Raw genomic sequence first — 25,497 nt, 5'->3', positions numbered from 1 at the left:
CACCGGCGTCTCGGCCCCCTACGAGCCCCCCGAGGCACCCGACCTCGTCGTCGATACCGCCAGCGACAGCATCGCCGCATCCGTCGAGCAGATCATCCGCTACATCGAAAAAGCCTTCACCCTCAAAAAGGGCGAGGCGGGAAAGAAATAGCGGTCGGCCGGAGCTCCCCGCGCAGCCATTGCGCCGGGGGCTCCGGGCCCCCTACCGGTCCACGCGCGGCGGGCAGGTCCAGGGCGCGGGGAGCAGGGCGAAGAGCCCCCGCACCAGAAGATTGCCGGGCCGTGGAAAACCGCCCGAACGCAAGCCGTCAGCCGCCCTCCGTCAGCCGCCTGCCGCCGCCATGCGCTCTTCCGATTCGCGCTTCATCTCCTGGCGCCGCGTGATCAGCGAGGCGGCTAGCACCCCGGTCGCCACCAGGCCGACCAGGATGGTGCAGACGGCGTTGATCTCCGGCGTCACTCCCAGGCGCACCTGGCTGTAGATCTTCATCGGCAGGGTGGTGGCGCCCGGGCCGGTGGTGAAGCTGGCGATCACGAGGTCGTCGAGCGACAGGGTGAAGGACAGGAGCCAGCCGGCGACCACCGCCGGCGCGATGATCGGCAGGGTGATCTGGAAAAAGGTGCGCGCCGGCGGACTGCCGAGATCCATGGCCGCCTCCTCGATGGAGCGGTCGAAGCTGACCAGGCGCGACTGCACCACCACCGCGACATAGCACATGGAGAAGGTGATGTGGGCGATGGTGACGGTGACGAAGCCGCGATCCAGCGCGACGGCAACGAACATCAGCAGCAGCGACAGGCCGGTGATCACCTCCGGCATCACCAGCGGCGCATAGATCATGCCGGAGAACAGCGTACGGCCGTGGAAGGTGCCGAAGCGCGACATGATGAGCCCGGCGATGGTGCCCAGCACGGTGGCGAAGCAGGATGCGGTGAAGGCCACCTTCAGGGTCACCCAGCCGGCGTTCAGCAGCCCCTCGTTTTGCAGCATCTCGCCATACCACTTGGTCGAGAAGCCGCCCCACACGGTGACCAGCCGCGATTCGTTGAAGCTGTAGATGATCAGCAGCGCGATCGGCAGATAGAGGAACAGGAAGCCGAGGATCAGCGAGGCGATGTTGAACCAGGTCAGGCCGTGCCGCATGTCCTCACGCCTCCGCGCGCGCATTGCGTTCCTGCATGCGCTGGAACAGCACGATCGGAATGACCAGCACCAGCAGCAGCAGGACGGCGACGGCGGACGACAGCGGCCAGTCGCGGTTGTTGAAAAACTCGCTCCACAGGGTCTTGCCGATCATCAGCGTCTCCGAGCCGCCCAGCAGGTCGGGGATGACGAACTCGCCGACCGCCGGAATGAAGACCAGGAAGCAGCCGGCGATGATGCCGGAAAGCGACAGCGGCACGGTGACCACCCAGAACGCCTTGATCGGCCGGCAGCCGAGATCGGCCGCGGCTTCCAGCAGGCTGAGGTCCAGCTTCTCCAGGTTGGCGTAGAGCGGCAGCACCATGAAGGGCAGGTAGGAATAGACGATGCCGATGTAGACCGCGGTATCGGTGTTGAGAATGGTCAGCGGCTCGTTGATGACGCCCAGGTTCATCAGCGCCAAATTGAGCAGGCCTTCCTTTTTCAGGATGCCGATCCAGGCGTAGACCCGGATCAGGAAGGATGTCCAGAACGGCAGGATGACCAGCATCAGGAGGGCGAAGCGCCAGCGCCGCGGCGCGCGCACCATGCCGTAGGCGATGGGATAGCCGATCGCCAGGGTCAGCAGCGTGGAAACCGCCGCAATCTTGAGCGAACTCAGATAGGAATTGATGTAGAGGCTGTCTTCCAGCAGGAAGAGGTAGTTGCCGATGGTCGCGTGAAAGGCGATCCAGCCGTCCTCGATGAAGGTGACCAGCGGCGTGTAGGGCGGCATCGCCACCTGGACCTCGGCGAAGCTGATCTTCAGCACGATGAGGAAGGGCGCCAGGAAGAAGGCGAGCAGCCAGAGATAGGGGATCGCGATGACGGCGCTGCGCCCGGAGAAGCCGAGGCGCTTCAGCAGCGCGCAGAGGATCTTGTAGGGCGGGAACATCAGCAGGCGGGCGTGCAGACCGGCCAGCGCGCCCGCGCTGGCGCTGCGCCCGCTCATGAAGGCGATCTTGCTGCCGGTCTCGCTGTCGCCTGGCTGCGCCATCCCCGTTCCCCGTTTCCCCCTTGGGCCTTCCCCGTCGGGCCTTCCTAGTTCAGCAGCACGACGGCGGCGTTGGGCGCCCAGGTCAGGTAAACCCGCTCTTCCCAGGTGATCGGCCGCTCGATGAGACGGGCCATGTTGGCCTGGGTCACCGTGACCATTTTCCCGCTGTCCAGCTTCACGTGATAGATCGACATGTTGCCGAGGTAGCCGATATCCCATACCTCGCCGGTCACGCAGTTGCGTGTGCCGGGCGGCGGCGCCTCCTTGGAGATCATCAGCTTTTCCGGCCGGAGCGCGATCCACACCTGGCGCCCCTGCGGTTCGTCGCCGCTGGGCCCGGTCTCGATCTCGCAGCCGGCCTCCGGGCTCTGCACCAGCAGGTGGTCGCCCTCGCGCGCGGCGACGCGGCCCTCCAGGACGTTCACCTCGCCGATGAACTCGGCGACGTAGCGGGAATTCGGATACTCGTAGAGCTCGCCGGGCGTCGAGACCTGCACGATGCGGCCATGGTCCATCACCGCAATGCGGCTGGACACGGTCATCGCCTCTTCCTGGTCGTGGGTCACGATCACGAAGGTGATGCCGGTTTCCTCCTGGATGTTCATCAGCTCGAACTGAGTCTGGGTGCGCAGGTTCTTGTCCAGCGCGCCGAGCGGCTCGTCGAGCAGCAGCATCTTCGGCTTCTTGACCAGGCTGCGCGCCAGGGCGACGCGCTGGCGCTGGCCGCCGGAAAGCTGGTGCGGCTTGCGCCTGGCGAAGGCGTTGAGCTGCACCATGTCGATGACCTCGGCGACGCGGCGGTCGATCTCGGCCTTCGGCACACCGTCCTGCTTCAGGCCGAAGGCGATGTTCTTCTCCACATTCATGTGCGGGAACAGGGCGTAGGACTGGAACATCATGTTGACCGGCCGCTCGTAGGGCGGCACGCCGGACATGTCCTCGCCCTCCAGCAGAATCTTGCCGTCGGACGGGATCTCGAAGCCCGCCAGCATGCGCAGCAGGGTGGTTTTGCCGCAGCCCGAGGGGCCGAGCAGCGAGAAGAACTCACGCTTGAAGATGTCCAGCGAGACGTTGTCGACGGCGACGAAGTCGCCGAAGCGCTTGGTCACGCCGGCGATCTGGACGTGCGGCTTCTCGTTGGGATCGTTCCAGGGGGCCCAGCGCTGCCGCGCGGCGGAACTGCCGCTGCGCGCCACGCTGCCTGCGGCTCCAGCATCACTCATTCGGTAGTCCCCCCGGGTTGCCGCCCTGGCGGCCAGTGACCTGCTTGGCCGACCGTCAGGCATAGCCTGCAAGATGCTTCTGAGAAAAGCAATCGGCCCCGCTCCCGATTCGGCGGGGGCGGGGCCGGCGGCTGCCTTACTGGCCGCTCTTTACCTTTGTCCACAAACGGGTGACCACCCGCTGGACGTTCGGGGCATAGGGAGACGTCGTGTAGAGCTTGTCCAGGGCGGCCTGGTTCGGATAGATCGCCGAGTCGCCGATCACGTCCTCGTTCAGGAACTCCTGGGAGGCCTTGTTGCCGTTGGCGTAGTAGACGTAGTTGGACGCCTTGGCCATCACCTCGGGCTGCATGATGTAGTTCAGGAAGGCGTGCGCGTTGTCGGGATGCGGGGCATCGCCGGGGATCGCCATCTGGTCGAACCACATCAGCGCACCCTCGTCGGGGATTACGTAGTGCACCGTGACGTTGTTGTTGGCCTCGGCGGCGCGGTCGCGGGCCTGCAGCACGTCGCCCGACCAGCCGAGCGCCAGGCAGATGTCGCCGTTGGCCAGGGCGTTGATGTACTCCGAGGAGTGGAATTTCTGGATGTAGGGGCGCACCGCCATCAGGGCGTCCTCGGCCTTGGCGATCACCTCGGGGTCCTGGCTGTCCGGGTCCTCGCCGATGTAGTTGAGGGCGGCGGGGATCAGCTCGGTCGGGGCGTCCAGCACGTGGATGCCGCAGTCGGCGAACTTGGACACGACTTCCGGATCGAACAGCATGCGCCAGGAGTTCACCGGCGCATCGGGCATGCGCTCCAGGATCTTCTCCTCGTTGTAGCCGATTCCGGTGGTGCCCCACATGTAGTTGACCGAATAGTCGTTGCCCGGGTCGTACTTGGCAGTGCGCTTTTCGACCACGTCCCACATGTTGGAGAGGTTCGGCAGCTTGGACTTGTCCAGCTTCTGGAACGCGCCGGCCTGGATCTGGCGGGCCAGGAAGGTGCCGGTCGGCACCACCACGTCATAGCCCGTACCGCCGGCCAGCAGCTTGGTCTCGAGCACTTCATTGGAATCGAAAACGTCGTAGACGACCTTGATTCCGGTCTCCTTTTCGAAGTCTTCGAGGATCGACTCGTCGATATAGTCGGACCAGTTGTAGACGTTGACGACTTTTTCCTGCGCCTGTGCCGGGACAAAAGCCGCGGCGAGCGCGATCAGCGCACCGGCCGGGGCCAGAAATGTGGATTTGTTCATACCTGCTTCCCTGTTTGACGTGACTTCTCGAGTGGCTCGTTTGCGCCGCTTTGGGCCCTTGGGGGCCATACCTCCTTTGATATCAAGCGTCCCGGCGTTGCTTGTCAATCCCAGATGAACCGCCTGGCGGCTTCTGCCGCAGGGGCCGCGGCAACGGCGGGTCTGCCCTAACTTCGCCTTTTTTGACCGGCACATATCCTGCCGCATCCCCACCCGGCAGGTCATCGCCGGGCAGGGCGCCCGGCGCCGGTCTCCTCTGCGGTTGTCGGCAAAACATGACGGTTGAGGCTGGCCGGTACTTGGCGATAGGCTGACAACCCTGGGGCTGTTCGCAAGCAACTCTGGGTAGTTGTGAGCCCTCCGTCGGCCGCGGCTTTACGTTTCCACCAGACCGGGAATGCTGCAGTGCCAAATTTGTCACACCCGGGTGGATGCGTTGCAGATTAGGCACTTGGCGTCGTATCTTGAGGTAGCGGACTGGGCACGGCATTGCTCCCCCACAGCAAACTTAGGATTTCGTTAAGAAATTGGGGTTCACGATTGAGAGGTTCCGGGGTACTGCCGGGACGGTGCGAAGATCAGGAAAATGATAATGAGACTCCTAACCGGGGTCCTGGGGATGGCATTGCTGGGTCTTTCCGCGTGCGCGGAACTGGGCGTCCAGTTCCCCGATCTTCGCGGTCCGGCAGCGGAGACCGCAAGCGAGGTACCTGTCGAGCAGGCACTGAGCAACGCGGGCAGGTTTCCTGAGGATGTGACGGACGAAGTGGCCCAGTTGAAGCCGCCGCCGCCGCTGCCGATCCGTAAGCCGGAAGTTCCCCAGGCCGCCATCGAGGCCATGCGCGCGCCGCAGGTCGAACCCGACTCGCTGGTCGGGCTCGATTTCGAGCTCACGACGGCACTTCTGGGCGACCCCGCCCTATTGATCGACCAGCCGCCTGCGAAGATTTGGGCCTACAACGGCCCCGACTGTGCCTTACATGTGTTTTTCTACCCCAAAGTTGGTGGAACCGATTTTCGGGTGCTGACTTATGAGGTGAAGGGTGGCCCCGAAGGGGAGGTCGCCAAGGCCGGGGAGGCGGCCAAATCCGCCGAGGCGAAAGACTTCGCCCGTCAATGTTTTAGCGAACTTCTGGCACAGGCCGAGGCCAAGCGGGCGGCCGACTCGACTGTGCCCGTTCCGGCCGCAGAAGGGATAAACGGTGGCAGCTGAAACCTGTTGGGATGCGGGGTGCAGGAAAAACAACAAGGGGGCGCCGATGGCGCAGATGCAATGATGGCAGTTCAGCCGGTCGTGACAGAGACCAACTTCAACCGAGTGTTCATCGTCGACGACGATGACCTCTTCCGCGAATCCCTGGGACTGAATCTCGCCGAAGAAGGCTACGAGGTGGTCGATTTCGCCAACGGCGAGAGCGCCCTCGAGTTCATGATGTCCGGGGAGGAGGCCGAAGCCGTGCTGCTGGACTGGCGCATGCCGGGCCTCGACGGCCTCGCCGTGCTGCGGCGCATGCGGGAGTGCCGCATCCAGACCCCCGTCATCTTCCTCACCGTCCTCAGCGACGAGATCTACGAGGAAGCCGCCCTGAAGTGGGGCGCCGTCGACTTCATCGACAAGTCGCGCCGGCTGCCCATCATCCTGCAGCGCCTGAAGCTGATCACCGAGGGCGTGAAGCCGTCCTCGGAGGGTGGCGGCCCGACGCCGGCGGTGATCCGCAACGGCCCGCTGGAGTTGAAGACGGACATCAGCCGGGCCTTCTGGGCTGGCCAGCAGGTCGACCTGACGCTCACCGAGTTCGCCATCGTGCTGTTCCTGGTGTCGCAGCAGGGCGGCGATGTCTCCTATCGACAGATCTACGATATCGTGCGCGGAAAGGATTTCGTTGCCGGCTACGGGCCGGACGGCTACCGCGCCAACGTGCGCTCCTTCATCAAACGCATCCGCAAGAAGTTCCGCGACGTCGACGACAACTTTGACGGCATCGAGAATTATCCCGGCTTCGGCTACCGCTGGCGCGACCAGAGCGACAAGGGCGAGGCCTGAGCGTCATGGTGGCCCGGGTAGAGGGGCCGGCGTCACCGCCCGTCTCCAACAGCTTCTACTTCGGGCTGCCGTTCCGCTCGCTGATCAGCAAGCTCGTGCTGCTGCTGGTCATCTTCTGCGCGGTTCCGATCATCCTTTATATCCAGTTTCGCGAGGCCGACGCGGAAAAGCGTTTTCTGCTGATGGAGAGCGTGCGCGAGCAGGGCCGCATGGTGGCGGAAAGTCTGCGGCCGCTGCTGGAACAGCAGGAGATCTCCTCGCTGCCGCTGCTGAACGACGAGGTGGCGCGCTTCGCCACCAAGCAGACCGGCGTAAAGGTGCTGTTCCGTCCGGCTGGCGAGTTCGGCGCCGAGAGCTTCTTCTTCGTCGCTTCCCAGCCGACCATCGCCCCCACCGACCTGGCTGAGGAGCGCGACCGCCTCGTCGAGCGCGGCGTGTTCGACAACCTGGCGCAGAGCTGCTGGGGCGAGCTCTCCATGGCGCTGCGCCACCGCCGGCCGTCGGGCGCCGAGGAACTCCTGACCTCGATCACGCCGATCAACACCGGCGCCGGCTGCTGGGCCGTCATCACCACCCACTCGACCACCGAGTTCCTCGGCACTTCGATCGACCAGCCCTATTGGAAGACCATCGAGGTGCGCATCGCCGCGGCGATCTACTTCGCCATGGCGATCTTCACGATCGGCCTCTTCGTGTCGATCTGGCGCGGCCTCATGCGCTTCCGGCGGCTGGCGCGCAGCATCCGCACCGGTGCCAGCCATGTCAGCTTCGCCCAGCAGAACCGGGTGCCGGAGCTTGCCCCCGTTGCCGAAGAATTCGACCGCATGACCGTGGCGCTGCAGGACTCGGCCGAAAGCATCCGGCTTGCGGCGGAAGACAATGCCCATGCCTTCAAGACTCCCATTGCCATCATGCGCCAGTCGCTGGAGCCGCTGAGGCGCATGGTGGCGCCGGACGAGGTGCGCGGCCAGCGGGCCCTCGACGTGCTGGAGGTCTCCATCGACCGTCTCGACCACCTGGTCGCCTACGCGCGCCGGCTGGAGGAGACCACGGCCGAGCTCCTCGATCCGCCGCGCCAGCGCATCTGCCTCACCCGCATCGTCGAGCGCATGCTGTCGGCCTATGCCGATACCTTCGCCAGCCGCCGGCTGATCCTCGACGCGCGCCTGCAGCCGGATATTAACGTTTTGGCCGGCGAGGACCTCATCGAGACGGTTCTCGAGAACGTCTTCGACAACGCGATCGAGGTCTCGCCGAATGGCTCCAAGATCATCGTGGAGTTGCGCTCGCTGCAGGGACGCGCGGAGCTTTCCGTGCTGGATCGCGGGCCCGGCGTGCCGCACGGCGAGCTGACCCGCATCTTCGAACGCTACGTTTCCTTGCGTTCCAAGCCGAAGTCCAGTGGCACCGGCGAGGGCGACGACGGCGAGGGCAACCCGCACATGGGCATCGGCCTGTGGATCGTACGTCGCAACCTCCAGGCGATCGGCGGCTCGGTGCGAGCGGAAAACCGTCCTGACGGCGGCCTCGCCATGGTGCTGCGCTTCCCGCTAGCCGGTTAAGCTTTTCGCCCCAATTTTGGCCCTATTCCCGCGCTGCGTCTTTGTTGGCAGGGCAGCCCGCCGGCTACCGATTTATCGTACAGCTAATTATTTTGTTGAGTTCGCCGCCACAACTTTGACGCACCCATTGGTTGCGGTCCGGCGCTATCTTCATGCCGATGCGGAGCAAACAGACGTCTCATGTTGTCGACATCGGTCACGATCCCCTAGGCCCATTGGGGAACGGGACGGACGACATGAGGTGGGAAAGGGGAAGCATTCTGACGGCCCCTCCCTTCGGGTACTCCCCCGAGCTTCCCCGTCGCCGGCCGGGTGGCCCGAAAGCCCGGCCGGCGAATTCCTCTTTCTCCATCACCTCAGGGCAGGCGCCCTGCAGGCTGCCGGCGGCCATCGTCAGCAGCCTCAGGCGCCTCAAGGGCCTGCGCCAGCGGCTTTCGCTATGCCGCGTCTCCCTGGCCCCCGGCTGCGACAGCCGGCTCCCCGGCATCGAAGATTGCTCGCTGATCACCGAACTGGCCGCCGACGGCGCGCTGATCGTCATCTTCATCCATCCCCCGGGAGTCGACGACGAGGCGGCGGACAGCGGCATCTCGACCCGCCTGGAACAGGCCCTGCGTCACAGCGGCCTGCCGCTGGGGGCGGTGAGGATCGCCGTCATGCACTGCGATGCCGCCGCCATCGATGAGGGCGACGCGACCCGTGACCTCCTGATGAACCTGCCCAGCCGCCCGCTGCTTGCTGCCGCGATTTCCGCGCAGGCCGTTTCCGCCTGATACGCGGGTCGCGCGCTTCCCTTTTGCCTCTCTGTCCCGCTCAGACCGCTTTGCCGCGGGCGGGCCCGCTGTCGGTACCGACGCTGCTCTCCAGCGCCGGGTAGTAAAGGCCCAGGGTGACGGCGCGGGCGGCGAGGAAGAGGATAAGGCTCAGCCACAGGCCGTGGTTGCCCAGTGCCGGCAGCAGCAGCCAGTTGGCGGCCAGGAAGGCGCCGAACGACAGTATCATGGCGTTGCGCATCGCCGCGGTGCGTGTGGCGCCGATGAAGATACCGTCCAGTTGGAAGCTCCACACCGACACCATCGGCGTTACCACGATCCACCACAGATAGGCCTCGGCGCTGTCCTGAACCGCTGGCAGCGACGTAAACAGCCTGATCAGCAGCGGCCCGGCGAGGGCGAGCACCGCGCTGGTCAGCACCGCGCAGGCCACCCCCCAGGTGGTGCAGGCCACTACCGCGCGGCGGAAGGTCTCGCGGTTGCGCGCGCCCAGCGCGCTGCCGGCCAGGATTTCGGCGGCGTGGGCGAAGCCGTCCAGACCATAGACGATGAAGGCGTAGAACTGCTTCAGGATGGCGTTGCCCGCCAGCACCACGTCGCCGAAGCGCGCGCTCTCAGCGGTGAAGATGGTGGTGACCATCAGCAGGCAGAGGGTGCGCAGGAAGATGTCGGCGTTCACGCGGACCAACGCCATCAGGCGGGTCGGATCCTTCAGCCGCACCCAGTCGGCCCTCCAGTTTCCGGCGTCAGGCAGGCGGCCCAGCCGGTGGAAGATGTAGGCGACGCCCAGCACCGCGGCGGCGCTCTCGGCGATCAGCGTCGCCCAGGCCACGCCGGCCACTTCCCAGCCGAGACCGATGACGAACACCAGGTCCAGCGCGATGTTGACGCCGTTCAGGAAAAGCTGCAGCACCAGGGTGGTGCGGGCGCGCTGCACCCCCAGCAGCCAGCCCAGCACCACGTAGTTCACCAGCGCGGCCGGCGCGCTCCAGATGCGGATGTCGAAGTAGACGGCCGTGTGGGCGCTGACCTCCGCGCTGGCGTCGATGGCCCACAGCGCGACGAGCTTCACCGGCGCCTGCAGCAGGATCAGCAGAAGACCAAGGCCGAGCGCCAGAGCCAGCGGGCGGAACAGGCAGGCGCGCAGTTCCTCGCCGTCGCCGGCACCCTGCGCCTGGGCGGTGAATCCGGTGGTGCCCATGCGCAGGAAGCCGAAGGCCCAGAACAGGAAGCTGAAAATAACGGCGCCCACCGCCACGCCGCCGATGTAGCTGGCATCCGGCAGGTGGCCGACCACCGCGGTATCCACCGCACCCAGCAGTGGGGTCGTTAGGTTCGCAAGGATGATCGGTCCCGCCAGCTGCCACACGCGGCGGTTCCAGCCGCCGCGTGGCGTGGCGGCGGCATGGGGGGACGAAGACGGCTCGGTCATCGGCGCTCGGTCATGGTCGAGGCAGGCGTATCGCGCTGGTTGTGGATTGTCGGGGGCAGGGATCATAGGGATTTGCGGCGCGGTCTGGAAGGCGGAGCAGCCTTGCAATGACTGCGCGCCTGCCCGGCTTGGCGTGCCCCGCCGGTATCACTAAGATGCCGGCCGCAAGGCGATCCGCCGCTCGAAAGCTTGAGAGTGTGCGCGGCCCTGCCAGGCAGTAGGCAAACCAACGATCGGCCGGGACCGCACCAGGTCCCCCACGACGGCCGGCAAGACAGACTTCCGAGGGGCGTATGGCGATCCAACATCCGTATCTTCTTTTTCTCGGCGACGCGCCGGACCAGCTCGCGGCCAAGACCGCGCAAGGGGTCGCCCACTGGCGCCCGGAATGGTGCGTCGGCCAGCTCAGGCTGGACGGCTGCAAGGCCGACCTCGGCCTCACCGACATGACGCTGGAAGAGGGCAAGGCGGCCGGCGCCAGGACCCTCATCATCGGCGTCGCCAACCGCGGCGGCGTCTTCTCGGAAAAGTGGATCTCGCTGCTGGAGCAGGCGCTGCTGCTGGGCTACGACCTCGCTGCCGGGCTGCACAACCGCCTCGTCGACGTGCCGGTGCTGAAGGCGGCGGCGGCGCAGCACGGCCGCCAGCTGTTCGACGTGCGGCATCCGACCCGCGAGTTCGAGGTCGCCAACGGCAAGAAGCGGCCCGGCAAGCGGCTGCTCGCCGTCGGCACTGACTGCTCGGTCGGCAAGATGTACACCACCCTCGCGCTGGAAAAGGAAATGAAGGGGCGCGGCATGAAGGCCGACTTCCGCGCCACCGGCCAGACCGGCATCCTCATCGCCGGTTCCGGCGTCTCCATCGACGCCGTGGTGGCCGACTTCATCTCCGGTGCCGTGGAGTACCTGGCGCCGGCCAACGACGCCGACCACTGGGACCTCGTCGAGGGCCAGGGCTCGCTGTTCCACGCCTCCTTCGCCGGCGTCTCCATGGGCCTGCTGCACGGCGCCCAGGCCGATGCGCTGGTGCTGTGCCACGAGCCGACGCGCGCCCACATGCGCGGCCTGCCCGAGTACAAGCTGCCGGACCTCGATGCCTGCATGGCGGCGAACCTTGCCGCCGCTCGCCTGACCAATCCCGAGGCGCGCTTCGTCGGCATCGCGGTGAACACCTCGCAGATGGACAAGGCCAAGATCGAGGGCTACCTGGCCGGCCTGTCGGACCAGTTCGGACTGCCGGCGGTCGATCCCTTCGCCACCGGCGTCGCGCCGATCGTCGACGCGCTGGCCTGAGGCGGGGTGGCATGACGGTTCTTACGGTCCGTACCGAATCCTGGCCGATCCGCGGCACCTTCACCATCTCGCGCGGCAGCAAGACCACCGCCGACGTGGTGGTGGTCGAACTCGCCCAGAACGGCGATCTCGGTCGGGGCGAGGCGGTGCCCTACGCCCGCTATGGCGAATCGATGCAGAGCGTCATCGCACAGATCGAAAGCCTGCACGCGGCGATGGCCGAGGGTCTCGACCGCCAGGGGCTGCAAGCGCTGCTGCCGGCGGGCGCGGCGCGCAATGCCGTCGACCTCGCGTTCTGGGACCTGGAGTGCAAGGTCAGCGGCAAGCGCCACTGGGAGCTGGCGGGCCTGCCCGAGCCGGGGCCGGTCACCACGGTCTATACCCTGTCGCTCGACAGCGTCGAGAACATGGGCGCCAATGCCGCGGCCAACGCCGATCGCCCGATCCTCAAGCTGAAACTGGCCGGACCGGACGACCTCGACCGCGTCGCCGCGGTGCACCGCAACGCGCCGCAGGCGCGCATCGTCGTCGACGCCAACGAAGGCTGGACGGCGGAGCAGTACACGGCGCTGGCGCCCAAGCTGCAGGCGCTCGGTGTCGAGATGATCGAGCAGCCGCTGCCGGCGGGCGACGACGCGGCCTTGGCCGGCATCCAGCGTCCGGTCCCGGTCTGCGCCGACGAATCCTGCCACGACACGGCGACGCTGGCGGGCCTTGCGGGCCGCTATGACATGATCAACATCAAGCTCGACAAGACCGGCGGCCTCACCGAGGCCCTGAAGCTGAAGGCCGCCGCCGAGGCCGCGGGCTTCGGCGTCATGGTCGGCTGCATGGTGGCGACCTCGCTGGCCATGGCGCCTGGCGTGCTGCTGGGTCAGGGGGCCGCGGTGGTCGACCTCGACGGCCCGCTGCTGCTGGCTAAGGACCGCGACCCGGCGCTGAAAATCGAGAACAGCCTGGTCCATCCGCCCGCCGCCGCCCTCTGGGGGTGAGCCGTACTGGAGTGCAGCCGATGCTGAAGAAAGCCGCCCTTGCCGTCGTCCTGCTGTTGTCGGCGTTTCCCGCGCTCGCTGCCGACTACCAGGCCGGGCAGATTTGGAGCTACCGGACTCGGCCGGGCGAGGAGGCTTCGCGCCTCTACATCGTGCGCATCGACCGCGAACTCAGCACGCGGCCGATCTTCCACATCTACCTCGACGGGCTCGCGCTGAAGAACGCCCTGATGGAAGGCGGTGTGCAAAAGACCCTGCCGTATGCGGCGGTCAGCCAGGAGACTCTCGACGCCAGCGTCGTCGAGCTGCTGGCGTCTGACGCTCCGATGCCGAACATCGGCGAAGGTTATTCCGAATGGCGGCTCGCCTTCGGCCGCGGCCAGACCGGCGTCTTCACCTTGCCGGTGAAGGACGTCGTGCAGTACATCGAGGACGCCTTCGCCCGGCAGGGCGCGCCGCGGCAATGATCGGCGCGTCGAGGACCCGGACTGCGGCGAGAATGCTGGCCTAGGCCGGGTATGGACCGCGCCATCGACATCTACTGCGAGCGCCTCGGCCCCGGCCTCTGGGCCGAGCCGCTGAACGCCGTCAGCAACCTCGCCTTCATCGCCGCGGGGGTTCTGCTGGTCGACGCGCTGCGACGCTGCGAGCCGGCGGTGCGCCGCGATCCGTCGATCCTCGCGCTGGTCGCGCTTGTCTTCGTCATCGGCGTCGGCAGTGGGCTGTTCCATACCTTCGCGGTGGTCTGGGCGATGCTGGCCGACGTCGTGCCCATCGCGCTCTTCATCCTGCTCTATATGTATCTCGCGCTGCGGCGCCTCGTCGCGCTGCCGCTGTGGGGCTGCGCAGTGGGCGTCGCCGTCGTGTTGTTCCTCACCGTGGTCATGCCGCTCGCCTTCGGCTTCAGCGTCTCGACCTACGGCGTCGCCCTGGCTGCCATGCTGGGCGTCGGCGGCTTCCTGCATTTCGGCCGCCGCCATCCCGCCGGGCCACGCATTCTCACCGCCGCCGGCATCTTCGCCGTGTCGCTGGCCCTGCGCACCGCCGACGAGCCGCTCTGCGCGGCCCTGCCGGTCGGCACGCATTACTTCTGGCATCTTTTCAACGCGGTGGTGCTCTATAGTCTGACCCGCACGATGATGACTTTCGGCAGGTGGAACGCATGAGCGATGTGACGGCGGCAAAGGGCGGCGGCTTTTCGCTGCAGGCCGTGGGCACCGGCGTTCTGGTCGCCTTCATCGGCTTTTCCAGTTCCTTTGCCGTGGTGCTGCAGGGCTTGGCCGGCATCGGTGCGACCCAGGCCGAGGCGGCCTCGGGCCTCATGGTGCTCTCCGTCGTCATGGGGCTCAGCGGCATCTGGCTCTCGCTGAGGACCCGCATGCCGGTCTCCGTCGCCTGGTCGACTCCCGGCGCGGCGCTGCTGGCGACCACCGGCGTCGTCGAAGGCGGCTTCGCCGGCGCGGTCGGCGCGTTTCTCATCTGCGGCGTGCTGATCGTCGTCGCCGGCTTGTGGAAGCCGCTGGGGCGCTGGGTGAGCGCGATCCCGGTCTCGCTCGCCAACGCCATGCTGGCCGGCGTACTGCTCACCTTCTGCCTGGCGCCGGTGAAGGCACTGGCCGAAGGACCCGCCCTGACCTTGCCGGTCATCATCGCCTGGGCGCTCGCCTGGCGCTTCAAGCGCCTCTACGCGATCCCCGTCGCCCTGCTGGTCGCCGTCGTCGCCATCGCACTGACCACGGACATGCCGGCCGTGACGCCCGATGCGTTGCTGCCGCAGCCGCTTTTCATCACGCCGGTGTTCTCCGTCGGCGCGCTGGTCGGCGTCGCCCTGCCGCTGTTCATCGTCACCATGGCCTCGCAGAACATTCCCGGCATCGCCGTCCTGCACGCCAACGGCTACCGGCCGCAGCCGGGGCCGCTGTTCGCCACGACGGGCGTGTTCTCCCTGCTGTCCGCGCCCTTCGGCGGACACGCGGTAAACCTCGCCGCCATCACGGCAGCGCTCTGCGCCGGCGAGGATGCCCATCCGGACCCGGGCCGGCGCTACTGGGCCGCGGTGATCGCCGGCATCGGCTACGTGGTGCTGGGTCTGCTGGCCGGCGCGATCACCGCTTTCGTCGCCGCCATTCCCGCCTACCTGTTCCTCACGGTGGCGGGCCTCGCCCTCCTTGCCGCCTTCGGCTCTGCGCTCACCGACGCCATGGCGAGGGTGGAGGATCGCCTGCCGGCGGTGATCACCTTCGTCGGCACCGCCTCGGGTCTGTCGTTCTTCGGCATCGGCAGCGCCTTCTGGGGCCTCCTCGGCGGCCTGGCCATGATGGCGCTGCTGCGCTGGCGGGCGTAACCCCTTTGCCACCCTCGCCCCCGGTCCCCCGGTTCGGCTAATCTCGACCGCTAGCCGGGGCGTTCATGCGCCCCGCACAGGCTCGGGCCCCATGCTGCCGGATGACGACAGGCACCACGCGACGCTGATCGACCGTCTCACCGCGACGACGGTCCGCCTGCGCAACCTCTTCTACGTGAACCTTATCCTTGCCTGGTCCTGTCGGTCGGCCTGGTGCAGATGTTGATCGACCAGCTGGGCGAAATCCGCGAGGCCTGTCGGCACCATGAAGAAGCCTGACGGTCACCCGGCCTGATCAGCCGGTCCGCTTCACCCAGCCTTTTGCGAAGGTGACTTTCTCCGCGCCCGTGAAGCGGCGCTGACGCTCCAGCTCGGCTTCCAGGCGTTCCTGGCGCGCCGGTGAGAGTGTCACCTTGGGCTCCAGCCACAGCCCCTTCACGGCGAGCGCGCCCTTGCTGCGCTCGTGCTTCATGTCGATGCGGCCGATCAGCCTGTCGCCCTCCAGCAGCGGGAAGACGTAGTAGCCGTATTGCCGCTTGGGTGCCGGTACGAAAACCTCGATGCGGTAGTGAAAGCCGAACAGACGCTCCGTCCTGTTACGGTCGCGGATCAGCGGGTCGAAGGGGCTGAGGACGCGCAGGCGCTTGGGCGGCTCGGGGGCATTCGCGCAAGGGTCGGCGTCGGCAAAGCAGAAGGCGGCACGCGGCCGGCCGCCTTCTGCGTTTTCGATGAACACCTCTTCCAACGCGCCGCCTTTGCGCGCCTGACACCAGGCCTTGGCCTCCTCGGGCGTCACCAGGTTCCAGAAGGCGGCGATCTCGCCGGAGGTCGCGACGCCCAGACGCTCCAGCGCTTCGCGGCAGGCCCAGTCGATCGTTTCCGGTTCGTCGAAGACGGGATCGTGGTGGTGCGGCGGCAGGGTGCGCGGGGTCAGGTCGTAGACCTTCTGGAAGCCGTCGCGCGCGGCAATGGCCAAATGGCCGCAGCGCCAGAGGTATTCCAGGGCGGTCTTCGAAGGGTGCCAGTCCCACCAGCCGCCGTTGGTTTTCGGATTGGCCGCGTCGTCGTTGCCCAGTTCGCGCGCCATGACGCGGCCGTTATCGGCGATGTGCCGCAGCACGCCTTCCAGCTCCTCCTCGAACTTGCCGCCGTGCCAATCGCGCCAGCGCTGGCGCAGGCGCGCCTCCTCGCGCGCGAAGCGCAGCTTCCAGTGTGGAAAGAACCGGCTGGGGATGATCGAGGCGTCGTGGGTCCAGTTCTCGAACAGCACGCCGTCGCGCTCATGGAGGCGCTTCAGCTGCTTGTGGCGGTAGGTCTGGTTGCGCGCGAAGAGAATCATGTGGTGGGCGCGCTCCACCGTCTGGATCGAGTCGACCTGCACGAAGCCCAGGTGTTCGATGAGGGCCAGCAGACCGGCGTCGTCGAGCTTTCTGTGCGGCGGGAAGGCAAGGCCCTGGCGCTGCAGGAACATCCGCCGCGCGGTCCTGTTGTCGATGATGCGGCGCGCCCGCACGGAGGGCGCCGTCACGGTTTGTCGGTCTGCGGCCGGTTGCGGCGCCAGCCGCCGCGCCGGCGTGGTTGGCAGAGGTGGCGGGTCATGCGCTGGGCGGGATAGGCCGCGGTTTCCTTCACCATGGCGATGAGGCGGCCGCAGGCGCCGCCCGGCAGCATGTCGTCATTGAGGTGATAGTCGTCGACTAGGCGCTGGGCCGCCTCGGCCGGGTCGCGGTCCTGGCCCAGGCGCAGGATCCAGGCCAGGATCACGTCCTCGGCGGGACCGGGGAATTCGTCGCCCATCTGCAGCACCTCGCGGATGAGGCCGCCGGGATCGTCGGGGGAGTCGTGTTCGGAGAGGTAGCGGATCGCCATATTCTTCAGTGCCGCCGCAGGAGATTGAGCCGGGAGGGAATCTCGAACCAGAAGCCGTCGTCGCGCTGTTCCGCCGCCGCCAGAAAGGCCTCCCGCAACGACTCTTGCCGCCCGGCCACGGCATCCCGGCGGGCCGGATCGACGGCGACGAGGCCCTTCAGGAAGGCCTCGACGCTCTTCACCCGGAAGGGTGCGCGGTAGACGAACTCCGCTTCTTCGCCGAGGTCCTTACCGGCGGCCTTCACGGCGTCGTAGGCGCGGGCGCGTACCTCGGTCTCGTCCTCGACCGGCCGCATGATCTCGAAGTAGCTGCCCTCGGCCAGCGGCTCCTGCACATAGACCAGGCCACCGGGGCTGAGCACCCGGGCGGCTTCCCTGAGAGCGGCGCCCTGTACAGGGACCGGCACATGGTGCAGGGCGTTGAAGAAGACCACGGCGTCGAGGCAGCCGTCGCTTAGCGGCAGCGCCTCGCCCAGGGCGCAGACGTAGACCTCGTCTCCGGCGGCTTCGGCCGCCGCCGCGCGGGCGAGCTGTTGCGGGCCGGGATCGATGCCGACCACCTGGGCGCCGGCGCGCGCCATGACGCGGGCAAGGCTGCCGTCGCCGCAGCCGACGTCGGCCACCCGGGCGCCCTGCAGTTCCAGGCGCTGGCGCAGCACGTCGGTGTGTTTGAGCAGGGGGGCTTCGGTCGCGGCAAGGGTCATGGCGGGCGCATTCTAGGCCCTGGCGGCGGGCTTTTGCCAGGGGGCAGGGTGCGAATGCCGCCATGCCCCTGACAAGAGGCTGCCGCATTGACCCTGGGCGATTGCCAGGAGGTCCCGCCGCTTGCTATCTGAAGGGGGCAGCAGGAGCAGGGCATGGATATCATTACCGCGGAGAACTGGTACCGGACGGCGGGCGTCGGCGACGGCATCACCCACATCTGGGAGCCGTACATCAAGGAGTTCTACCGCTGCAACATGTGGCATGTGCGCGGGCGCGACCGCGACATGCTGGTCGACTCCGGCATGGGCGTGGTGAGCCTGCGCGAGCAGGTGACAGCGCTGGCCGAACGCCCGCTGACGGCGGTCGCCAGCCACACCCACTTCGACCACATCGGCTGCCACCACGAGTTCGCTGAGCGCGCCGTGCACCGGGAAGAGGCGGACCTCATGGCGCATCCGGACCGCAAGGCGGTGCTGGCCGACCCCTATGTCACCGACGACATCTTCACCGCGCTGCCGCCGGGCGACTATGACTCGGCGCGCTACGAGGTGGCGCCGGCGCCGGCCACGCGCCTTTTGGAAGAGGGCGACGTCATCGACCTCGGCGACCGGCACTTCGAGATCATCCACACCCCGGGCCACTCGCCGGGCGGCATCATGCTGTTCGAGGAAGCTAGCGGCGTGCTGATCTCCGGCGACACCGTCTACGACGGCCCGCTGATCGACGACGCCTACCACTCCGACGTCGCCGTCTACATCGCGACCATGAAGCGCATCCACGACCTGCCGGTGCGCGTCGTCCATGGCGGCCACTTCCCCAGCTTCGGCGGCGACCGGTACCGCGCGCTGATCCGGGAGTATCTTGACGCCAAGGGAGTTTGATTCGGCGCTCGCACCGGCGGTCTCATCCCCTTCACTGTCACCCTCGGGCTTGACCCGAGGGTCCAGCGCGCAGCGGCGCTGCGCCCGCAGAATTGCCCAGGTGTCCGCCACCGCCATGGATGGCCGGGTCAAGCCCGGCAACGACCGCTACGTTGTGATCACCGCGACAGCAGCACCATGTCAGCGGGGTCGGCGTAGAGGCTGAGCGTCTCGCCAGGCACCACGATGCGCTTCTGCGGCAGGCGGAGCTTCAAGATCGTGTCGTGGCCCTTGTGTGCCACGCTGCACTGATGATGCGTGCCGAAGAAGCCGGCTTCGATCACCGTGCCCTGGCCCAGGGCGACGCGGCCGTCGCCGGCTTCAGGGTGCAGGTGTTCGGGGCGTAGAGACAGGGCGACGGAAGCACCGATTTCCGCTTTGCCGGCGACGGCGAAATCGCCCAGCGGCGTCGTGATCTTTGCCGTGTCGCTCTCGCGTCCGGCGACGCGGCCCTCGATCAGGTTGTTCTCACCCATGAAGTTGGCGGCAAAGCGCGAAGCCGGCTGCAGGTAGATCCGTTCGGGCGTGCCCAGGTCTTCGATGCTGCCCTCGTTCATCACCACGATGACGTCGGCGATGGCCATGGCCTCTTCCTGGTCGTGTGTCACGTGCACGAAGGTGGTGCCGACGCGCTTCTGGATCGCCTTCAGTTCTTCCTGCATCTGGCGTCGCAGCTTCATGTCCAGCGCGCCCAGCGGCTCGTCGAGCAGCAGCACTGAGGGCTCGACCACCAGGGCGCGGGCCAGCGCGATACGCTGGCGCTGGCCGCCGGAAAGCTCGTGCACGCGGCGCAGCGCCGTGTGGCCGAGGCCGACCATCTCCAGCGCCTTTTCGACCCGCGCCGCGCGCTCGGCCCTGGCCACGCCGCGCATCCTCAGGCCGAAGCCGACATTGCCGGCGATCGACATGTGCGGGAAGAGGGCGTAGTCCTGGAACACCGTGGTGGTCGGGCGTTTCGCCGGCGGCACCTGGGTGACGTCCTGGCCCTTGATCAGCACCTGACCGCCGGAGGGCTCCAGGAAGCCGCCGAGGATGTTCAGCAGCGTGGTCTTGCCGCCGCCCGAGGGGCCCAGCAGTACGACGAAGCTGCCTTCCTCGATCGCCAGGTTGATGCCCTGCAGCGCGACCTTGTCGCCGAAGCGCATGGCGATGTCGCGGAACTCGACGGCGGCGGGCGTCATGACTTGCGGCTCCGGAAGACCACCAGGTCGAGGACCAGGACGGTGGCGATGGAAATCAGGAAGACGAAGCTGCCGACCGCGTTGGTCTTCGGGTTGAGACCGCTGCGCAGCATCGACCAGATCTCGACCGGCAGCGTCACGTCGAAGCGGCTGACCATGAAGGCGATGATGAACTCGTCCCAGGAGAAGGTGACGGAAAGGAAAAAGCTGGCGAAAAGCGCCGGCCACAGCATCGGCACGGTGATCAGCGTGATGACCTGCCATTCCTGCGCGCCGAGGTCGCGGGCGGCCCGCTCGATGGTGGCCTGGTGCGCGCCCATCTGGCTGTAGAGGATGGCGAAGCAGAGCGGCAGGTTGATCACCACGTGGCCGATGCCGATGGTGAAGAGCGACTTCGGCACACCCAGCGCGTTGAAGGTGATCAAGAGGCCCATGGCGATAATGAGATAGCTGACGGTGAGCGGCGCGGTCAGAAAGCCCTGCAGCAGGCCGGCGAAGGGCAGGCGGTGGCGCGCCAGCGCATAGGCGGCGAGAAAGCCCAGCACCACGGCGATCAGCGAGGAGAGGGCTGCGACCAGGATGGAGTTGGTGAGCGCATCCAGCAGGCGCGCGTCGCTGAAAACGGCCTCGTACCAGCGCAGCGAGGGGCCGTTGAACGGCGGCACGGGAATGCGCGAGTCCTGGAAGGAGAACAGCACCAGCACGCCGACCGGCAGGAAGATGAAGCCGTAGAGCGCCAACACGTAGAGCCAGACCGGCAGGCTGCGCAGAAGAGGGAGGAGCGTGCCGCGCATCGCTTACACCCGGTCGATCTTCAGCCAGCGCGCGCAGGCGAGGTAGACGAGGCTGACCACGGCCATGAGGATCATCGCCATTGCCGAGGCCATGGGAAAGTCGGAGCGCCGGGCGATCTGCAGCATGATCGCTTGGGGCAGCAGCAGTTCCTTGCTGCCGCCCAGGATCTGCGGCGTGATGTAGTCGCCGATGCACAGCACGAAGGTGAGGAAGGCGCCGACCATGATCCCCGGAAGCGTAAGCGGCAGGGTCACATGCCAGAAACTGCGGATCGGCCCGGCGCCGAGGTCCGCCGCCGCCTTGCGGTAGCTCGGCGGCAGCTGCACCAGGTTGGCGTAAATGGTCAGCGTCAGCAGCATGACGAAGAAGTGCACGAAGCCGACCACCGTGGCGCCGCGGTTGTTGGCGAAGGAAATCGGCTCGGCGGTGAGGCCGAGGTCGAGCAGCGCGTTGGAGAGGATGCCGCCCTCGGAAAGCACCAGCAGCCAGCTGTAGGAGCGCACCACGTAGGAGGTCCAGAACGGCAGGATGGCGAGAATGAGGGCCAGGCGCTGCCAGCGCCGCGGCACCCGCTCGGCCAGGATCCAGGCCAGCGGATAGGCGAGCAGCAGGCTCACCAGGGTAACGATGACGGTGACCTCGATGGAGTTGACCAGGGACTCCAAGAGGAACCCCTTGGCAAAGAAGTCCTGGTAGTTGCCAAGCGAGAAGGTTGTGACCAGCCTGCTGCCGGCGCGCTGCCACAGACTGTAAAGCGCCATGATGACCAGCGGTGCCAGGAAGAAGGCCGCTGTCCACAGGAAGGCCGGCAGCAGCAGCCCCCAGGCCTTGGTGCGTTCGATGCCTTGTCTCGAACGGGGCCCGGGGGTGCTGGCACGCATGGTCACTGCTTCTGGATAGGCGCGGGTGGTGCGCTCAGTGCTGCAGGAACTCGGTCCAGACGTCCAGCATCTGGGCGTCCAGCTCCGCATCGGGGATGAAATAGCGGTAGGACTTGGCGAGGAAGCCCTCCTGCTCGTCCCAGCGCAGCGCGGCTTTCTGTGCATCGGTCAGCACGGCACCTGCCTTCTTGTTGGCCGGCATGCCCCAGAAGCACGACGAGGTGGCGAGCCGCGCCTGGCCTTCCGGGCTCATGATGTACTGTACGAACTTCACCGCCAGGTCCTTCTTCTTGGAGTCCTTGAAGACCGCCAGTGACTGCGCCCAGAGAATGCCGCCCTGGTCCGGCAACACCCAGTCGAGGTCTGGGTTCTCCGCCTGCATCACCGCCACGGCCCACTCGCCGCCGCCGATCAGGATGTCGGCCTCGCCGGTCGCCAGCGCCGTGGTGGACGACACCACCTCGCCGACCATGGCCGCGTTCTCCTTCAGCTTGAACAGCTCCTCCTTCATGGCCGGCAGCGTGTCGGCGCTAATGTCGTCGGGTTTCATGCCCATCTTCAGCGCCACCAGATCCATCAGCGGAATGTAGTAGTCGTAGACCGCGATGCGGCCCTTGTACTTGTCGGACCACAGGGTCGTGAGGTCGCGCATGTCGGCGGGATCGACCTTGGTCTTGTTGTAGCTGACGACGTTGTAGCCGAACTTCTCCATGATGGCGTACATCTTGCCGTCCTTGTGCGTGACATCGGTCATGCGCACCTGGTCGAAGGTGTCGGCGAGCGGCAGCTGGTCGGCGGGCAGCTCGGCCAACAGGCCGGCCTCGACCACACGCGGCACGTCGACGCCGTCGATGACGAAGACGTCCCAGTCGCCCGGTTGCGACTGCTCGACAATGGCCAGCGCCGCGCCGGTGCCTTCGTATTCCTTCAGATTGACCGTCACGCCATTGGCCTCCTCGAAGGGCGCGATCAAGGCCGGGTCGGTGTGGTCGCACCACACCAGCGCGTTCAGTTCTTCCGCGGCGGCGGCGCTCGAAATGGCCAGCGCGGCGCTCAGTGCGGTCAGGCCCAAGAGCGCGCCCCGCAGATCGGCGGGGCGGCGCTGCAGGCCCCGAATGCAAGAAGTCATCCCAGTCTCCCTGTTTTTTGTTCGTGATCCGCCGTTCTGCGGATCGCCCAAAAAAGCATAGCAACAGCGGGCTTGCGCGGGGAACAAAAAAATGAACTGATTATAAACTTGAGGCAGTTCATTTGTTGTGCAATGGATGGCTTATGAGCGGCTTGCGCGAAAAGCAGAAGGCGGACCGGGATCAGCGCATCCTCAAGGCGGCGACCCGCCTGTTCCGCGATGCCGGCTACGACAGCACCAAGATCGAGACCATCGCGGCCAAGGCCAAGGTCTCCATCGGCACTGTTTACAACTACTATGAGAACAAGGGCGACCTCCTGGTCGCCATCGTCTCCATGGAGGTGAACGAGGTGCTGCGCGCCGGCGCGGGGCTGATCGCCCGGCCCCCGAAGAAGGTCGAGGACGCCGTCCAGGCGCTCATCTCCATCTACCTCGACCATTCGCTGGTCTACTTGAGCAAGGAGATGTGGCGCCAGGCCATGGCGATCGCCATCCGCCAGCCGGACACGCCGTACGGCCGGCACTACAGCGCGCTCGACGAGCGCCTGGCCGCGCAGGTCTGCGAACTGATCGAATGTCTGCAGGTCCAGGGCCTGGTGAAGCCGGAGGTCGATGCCCGCGCCGCCGGCGAAACCATCTTCAACAACACCAACATGATGTTTACCGTCTTCGTGAAGACCGAAGCCATGACGCTCGTCGATCTGAAGGCCGCCATTGCCCGTCAGCTTAAGCCGCTGATGCAGGCGCTGCGGCCATGAAGGTCATTCTCTCCCGCATGAGGCAGCCCGCATGACGCGTAACCCGAACCAGCCGATCCTGAACCAACCGCTGGGCGGCAACCAGATGCCCCGCTTCGGCGGCCCGGCCACCATGATGCGCCTGCCGGCGCACGCCAGCGCCGAAGGCCTCGATGTCGGCTTCGTCGGCGTGCCGCTGGACACCGGTACCTCGAACCGCCCCGGCGCCCGCTTCGGGCCGCGCGCCATCCGCGCCGAATCCTGCCTGCTGCGGCCCTACAACATGGCGACGCGCGCGGCGCCCTTCGACAGCCTGATGGTCGGCGACATCGGCGACGTGGCGATCAACACCTTCAACCTGCAGGCCAGTATCGGCATCATCGAGGCTGCCTACGACGAGATCCTCGCCCACGACTGCAAGCCGCTGACCATGGGCGGCGATCACACCATCGCCCTGCCGATCCTGCGTGCCCTGAAGCGCAAGCACGGCCCGGTCGGCCTCGTCCACGTCGATGCCCACGCCGACATCAACGAGCACATGTTCGGTGAGAGAATCGCGCACGGCACCCCCTTCCGCCGCGCGGTGGAGGAGGGCCTCCTGGATTGCAAGCGTGTCGTGCAGATCGGTCTGCGCGGCAGCGGCTATGCCGCCGACGATTTCGACTGGCCGCGGGCGCAGGGCTTCCGCGTCGTACAGGCGGAGGACTGCTGGTACCGCTCCCTGGCGCCGCTCATGGAAGAGGTCCGCCAGCAGCTCGGCGCCGGGCCGGTCTATCTCAGCTTTGACATCGACGGCCTCGACCCGGCCTTCGCGCCGGGCACCGGCACGCCGGAGGTCGGCGGCCTCTCCATCACCCAGGGCCTGGAGGTCATCCGCGGCTGCCGTGGCCTCGACATCGTCGGCGGCGACCTGGTGGAGGTGGCACCGGCCTATGATACCTCCGGCAACACGGCACTGGTAGGCGCCAACCTGCTTTACGAGATGCTCTGCGTGCTGCCGGGCGTGGCCTACCGCTGAGACGGCAAGCATCTCGAAGAAGACTCCGAAGGCTTCGCGCAGCGTGTAAAAGCCGCTAGACTCGCGTACCGCGGAAGAGCAGGGGCATCTCAGGCAGCCACGTGGATTATCTCAAGCGATACAGCGTCCTCGAGTCGCAGGACCTCGACGAGCTGCGCGCCTGCGCGGCGCGGCAGGGCACTCCGCTGGATCTCCAGGTCGAAGGACGCAGCGGCGCATTCGATGCGCGCTTTTCGGCGGCGCCGCTCGACACCCTCTCGCTGCTGCACGTGACCTACGGGGCGGTACGCACCCGGTTCGGAGGCCGTGGGCAGCAACGGGAGGACGCTTTCCTGCTCTGTCTGCCGACCGCCGGCACGGGCCGCTTCGAACAGGGCGGCGCGGCGTGGGAGATTTCGCGCGACCGGGCGGTCATGCGCGACCTGCGCCGGCCGGCGGCGGCGTCGCAGGACGGCTTTGCCTGCTTCGCCCTGAAGCTGCCCCTGGCCCGCCTGCGCCGCCAGGCCGAAGCCCTCTACGGCCCCGCGGCGGCAGCCCGCGAGGGCCGCTTCGACTCCGGCTACGACCTGCGCACGCCGGCGGGGCGGCGCTTCCGCGACACCCTGCACTTCGTCGCGGCACAGCTCGATGCCGACGAAGGCCTCGGCGGATCGCTGGCGGCGGCGGCCTGGGAGGACCTGATCCTCACCCTGCTGCTCGAGGCCATGCCCAACGACTGGTCCGCCGAGGGCGAAGGCCGCCGGCGCGCCCGCATCCTGCCCTATCACGTGAAGCGGGCGCGCGACCATATCCACGCCCACGCCGCTGAGAAGGTGACCCTCGCCGACCTCGCCGCGGCGGCCGGTTGCGGCTATCGCACGCTGCAGGTCGCCTTCGCCGAGGCGACCGGCCTGCCGCCCATGGCCTACCTGAAGGCAATCCGGCTGCAGGCGGCGCGCGAGGCCCTGGCGGCGGCCGGTCCGAAGGACAGCGTGGCCGCCGTCGCCCGCGCCTGGGGTTTCGGCCATCCCGGACGCTTCGCCGTCGACTACCGCCGCCGCTTCGGCTGCAGCCCCACGGAGACCCTGCGGACGCGGCGCTGAGCCCGCCGCGTTCTCTTTGCCGCCATCGCGCTGTCCTGAAAGCGCAGCACCTGTCCGCGAAACGCGGCCAAGTGCGCCGCCGGCGCCGTTGTCGCTGGCGC

At 67.1% G+C, this 25,497-nt stretch carries 25 protein-coding genes; 13 read left to right on the top strand and 12 right to left on the bottom strand.

Going from position 1 to position 25,497, the window contains the following annotated elements; translation table 11 throughout:
• Positions 1–322: 322 nt before the first annotated feature.
• From WDC82_RS13090 to WDC82_RS13075, 4 genes are all read right to left on the bottom strand, one after another.
• Positions 323–1,144, bottom strand: coding sequence for an ABC transporter permease subunit (locus tag WDC82_RS13090; RefSeq protein WP_340117765.1), 822 nt, complete (start codon positions 1,142–1,144; stop codon positions 323–325).
• A 4-nt stretch (positions 1,145–1,148) separates the two neighbouring features.
• The gene (locus WDC82_RS13085; RefSeq protein ID WP_340117782.1) at positions 1,149–2,078 is read right to left on the bottom strand and encodes an ABC transporter permease subunit; all 930 of its coding nucleotides are present in this window, start codon (positions 2,076–2,078) and stop codon (positions 1,149–1,151) included.
• Between the two features lie 146 nt (positions 2,079–2,224).
• Positions 2,225–3,403, bottom strand: a complete 1,179-nt coding sequence (locus WDC82_RS13080) for an ABC transporter ATP-binding protein (RefSeq protein WP_340117764.1) — start codon at positions 3,401–3,403, stop codon at positions 2,225–2,227.
• Positions 3,404–3,539: 136 nt separating this feature from the next.
• On the bottom strand, positions 3,540–4,640 hold the full coding sequence (locus tag WDC82_RS13075) for a polyamine ABC transporter substrate-binding protein (RefSeq protein WP_340117763.1): 1,101 nt from the start codon (positions 4,638–4,640) through the stop codon (positions 3,540–3,542).
• 619 nt (positions 4,641–5,259) lie between these two features.
• On the opposite strand from WDC82_RS13075, the gene WDC82_RS13070 reads away from it, so the two are divergent.
• The 4 genes from WDC82_RS13070 (at position 5,260) to WDC82_RS13055 (ending at position 9,019) form a co-directional block, all read left to right on the top strand.
• On the top strand, positions 5,260–5,853 hold the full coding sequence (locus WDC82_RS13070; RefSeq protein WP_340117762.1) for a hypothetical protein: 594 nt from the start codon (positions 5,260–5,262) through the stop codon (positions 5,851–5,853).
• Between the two features lie 63 nt (positions 5,854–5,916).
• Positions 5,917–6,684: a response regulator transcription factor gene (locus tag WDC82_RS13065; RefSeq protein ID WP_340117761.1), complete on the top strand. Its 768-nt coding sequence runs from the start codon at positions 5,917–5,919 to the stop codon at positions 6,682–6,684.
• 5 nt (positions 6,685–6,689) lie between these two features.
• Entirely contained in the window at positions 6,690–8,246 is a 1,557-nt protein-coding gene (locus WDC82_RS13060; protein ID WP_340117760.1) for an ATP-binding protein, read from the top strand.
• Between the two features lie 236 nt (positions 8,247–8,482).
• Positions 8,483–9,019, top strand: a complete 537-nt coding sequence (locus WDC82_RS13055; RefSeq protein WP_340117759.1) for a hypothetical protein — start codon at positions 8,483–8,485, stop codon at positions 9,017–9,019.
• 40 nt (positions 9,020–9,059) lie between these two features.
• On the opposite strand, the gene WDC82_RS13050 is transcribed toward WDC82_RS13055, so the two are convergent.
• Positions 9,060–10,451 carry an MATE family efflux transporter gene (locus tag WDC82_RS13050; RefSeq protein WP_340117758.1) on the bottom strand — a complete coding sequence of 464 codons (1,392 nt, stop codon included), beginning with the start codon at positions 10,449–10,451 and terminating at the stop codon, positions 9,060–9,062.
• A 293-nt stretch (positions 10,452–10,744) separates the two neighbouring features.
• Between WDC82_RS13050 and dgcN the strand changes: the two genes are divergently transcribed.
• From dgcN to WDC82_RS13025, 5 genes are read left to right on the top strand one after another with little or no spacing between them, the layout of a single operon-like run.
• A complete protein-coding gene (gene dgcN, locus WDC82_RS13045; RefSeq protein WP_340117757.1) occupies positions 10,745–11,743 on the top strand; it encodes an N-acetyltransferase DgcN in 999 nt (332 codons plus the stop codon).
• An 11-nt stretch (positions 11,744–11,754) separates the two neighbouring features.
• Positions 11,755–12,735, top strand: coding sequence for an N-acetyl-D-Glu racemase DgcA (dgcA, locus tag WDC82_RS13040; RefSeq protein ID WP_340117756.1), 981 nt, complete (start codon positions 11,755–11,757; stop codon positions 12,733–12,735).
• A gap of 20 nt (positions 12,736–12,755) precedes the next feature.
• Positions 12,756–13,202, top strand: a complete 447-nt coding sequence (locus WDC82_RS13035) for a hypothetical protein (RefSeq protein WP_340117755.1) — start codon at positions 12,756–12,758, stop codon at positions 13,200–13,202.
• Between the two features lie 51 nt (positions 13,203–13,253).
• The gene (locus tag WDC82_RS13030) at positions 13,254–13,901 is read left to right on the top strand and encodes a hypothetical protein (RefSeq protein WP_340117754.1); all 648 of its coding nucleotides are present in this window, start codon (positions 13,254–13,256) and stop codon (positions 13,899–13,901) included.
• Complete coding sequence (locus WDC82_RS13025; protein WP_340117753.1) at positions 13,898–15,079, top strand: benzoate/H(+) symporter BenE family transporter; 1,182 nt, start codon at positions 13,898–13,900, stop codon at positions 15,077–15,079. Before WDC82_RS13030 ends, WDC82_RS13025 begins: the two co-directional genes overlap by 4 nt.
• Before the next feature lie 295 nt (positions 15,080–15,374).
• Here WDC82_RS13025 and WDC82_RS13020 read toward each other — a convergent pair whose 3' ends face one another.
• From WDC82_RS13020 to WDC82_RS13010, 3 genes are read right to left on the bottom strand one after another with little or no spacing between them, the layout of a single operon-like run.
• On the bottom strand, positions 15,375–16,607 hold the full coding sequence (locus tag WDC82_RS13020) for a DNA glycosylase AlkZ-like family protein (RefSeq protein ID WP_340117752.1): 1,233 nt from the start codon (positions 16,605–16,607) through the stop codon (positions 15,375–15,377).
• Positions 16,604–16,948 (bottom strand): hypothetical protein, encoded by a 345-nt coding sequence (locus WDC82_RS13015; RefSeq protein WP_340117751.1) that lies wholly within the window; start codon positions 16,946–16,948, stop codon positions 16,604–16,606. Before WDC82_RS13015 ends, WDC82_RS13020 begins: the two co-directional genes overlap by 4 nt.
• A 5-nt stretch (positions 16,949–16,953) precedes the next feature.
• The gene (locus tag WDC82_RS13010) at positions 16,954–17,652 is read right to left on the bottom strand and encodes a class I SAM-dependent methyltransferase (RefSeq protein ID WP_340117750.1); all 699 of its coding nucleotides are present in this window, start codon (positions 17,650–17,652) and stop codon (positions 16,954–16,956) included.
• Positions 17,653–17,805: 153 nt separating this feature from the next.
• On the opposite strand from WDC82_RS13010, the gene WDC82_RS13005 reads away from it, so the two are divergent.
• Positions 17,806–18,534: an MBL fold metallo-hydrolase gene (locus tag WDC82_RS13005; protein WP_340117749.1), complete on the top strand. Its 729-nt coding sequence runs from the start codon at positions 17,806–17,808 to the stop codon at positions 18,532–18,534.
• 158 nt (positions 18,535–18,692) lie between these two features.
• On the opposite strand, the gene WDC82_RS13000 is transcribed toward WDC82_RS13005, so the two are convergent.
• The 4 genes from WDC82_RS13000 to WDC82_RS12985 are packed head-to-tail and all read right to left on the bottom strand — an operon-like array spanning position 18,693 to position 22,559.
• Complete coding sequence (locus tag WDC82_RS13000) at positions 18,693–19,754, bottom strand: ABC transporter ATP-binding protein (RefSeq protein ID WP_340117748.1); 1,062 nt, start codon at positions 19,752–19,754, stop codon at positions 18,693–18,695.
• Positions 19,751–20,548 carry an ABC transporter permease gene (locus tag WDC82_RS12995; RefSeq protein ID WP_340117747.1) on the bottom strand — a complete coding sequence of 266 codons (798 nt, stop codon included), beginning with the start codon at positions 20,546–20,548 and terminating at the stop codon, positions 19,751–19,753. Before WDC82_RS12995 ends, WDC82_RS13000 begins: the two co-directional genes overlap by 4 nt.
• Positions 20,549–20,551: 3 nt before the next feature.
• The gene (locus WDC82_RS12990; protein ID WP_340117746.1) at positions 20,552–21,430 is read right to left on the bottom strand and encodes an ABC transporter permease; all 879 of its coding nucleotides are present in this window, start codon (positions 21,428–21,430) and stop codon (positions 20,552–20,554) included.
• Between the two features lie 34 nt (positions 21,431–21,464).
• A complete protein-coding gene (locus WDC82_RS12985; RefSeq protein ID WP_340117745.1) occupies positions 21,465–22,559 on the bottom strand; it encodes a spermidine/putrescine ABC transporter substrate-binding protein in 1,095 nt (364 codons plus the stop codon).
• A 143-nt stretch (positions 22,560–22,702) separates the two neighbouring features.
• Between WDC82_RS12985 and WDC82_RS12980 the strand changes: the two genes are divergently transcribed.
• From WDC82_RS12980 to WDC82_RS12970, 3 genes are all read left to right on the top strand, one after another.
• On the top strand, positions 22,703–23,317 hold the full coding sequence (locus WDC82_RS12980; protein ID WP_340117744.1) for a TetR/AcrR family transcriptional regulator: 615 nt from the start codon (positions 22,703–22,705) through the stop codon (positions 23,315–23,317).
• Between the two features lie 31 nt (positions 23,318–23,348).
• Complete coding sequence (speB, locus tag WDC82_RS12975; protein ID WP_340117743.1) at positions 23,349–24,314, top strand: agmatinase; 966 nt, start codon at positions 23,349–23,351, stop codon at positions 24,312–24,314.
• A gap of 101 nt (positions 24,315–24,415) precedes the next feature.
• Positions 24,416–25,396 carry an AraC family transcriptional regulator gene (locus WDC82_RS12970; protein WP_340117742.1) on the top strand — a complete coding sequence of 327 codons (981 nt, stop codon included), beginning with the start codon at positions 24,416–24,418 and terminating at the stop codon, positions 25,394–25,396.
• Positions 25,397–25,497: the final 101 nt, after the last annotated feature.

It is taken from the genome of Pelagibius sp. 7325, from assembly GCF_037652055.1.
In the GTDB taxonomy this organism is placed as follows: Bacteria; Pseudomonadota; Alphaproteobacteria; order Kiloniellales; family Kiloniellaceae; genus Pelagibius.
The sequence above is the reverse complement of the archived record's forward strand: the minus strand, read 5'-3'. Positions and strand labels throughout refer to the sequence as shown.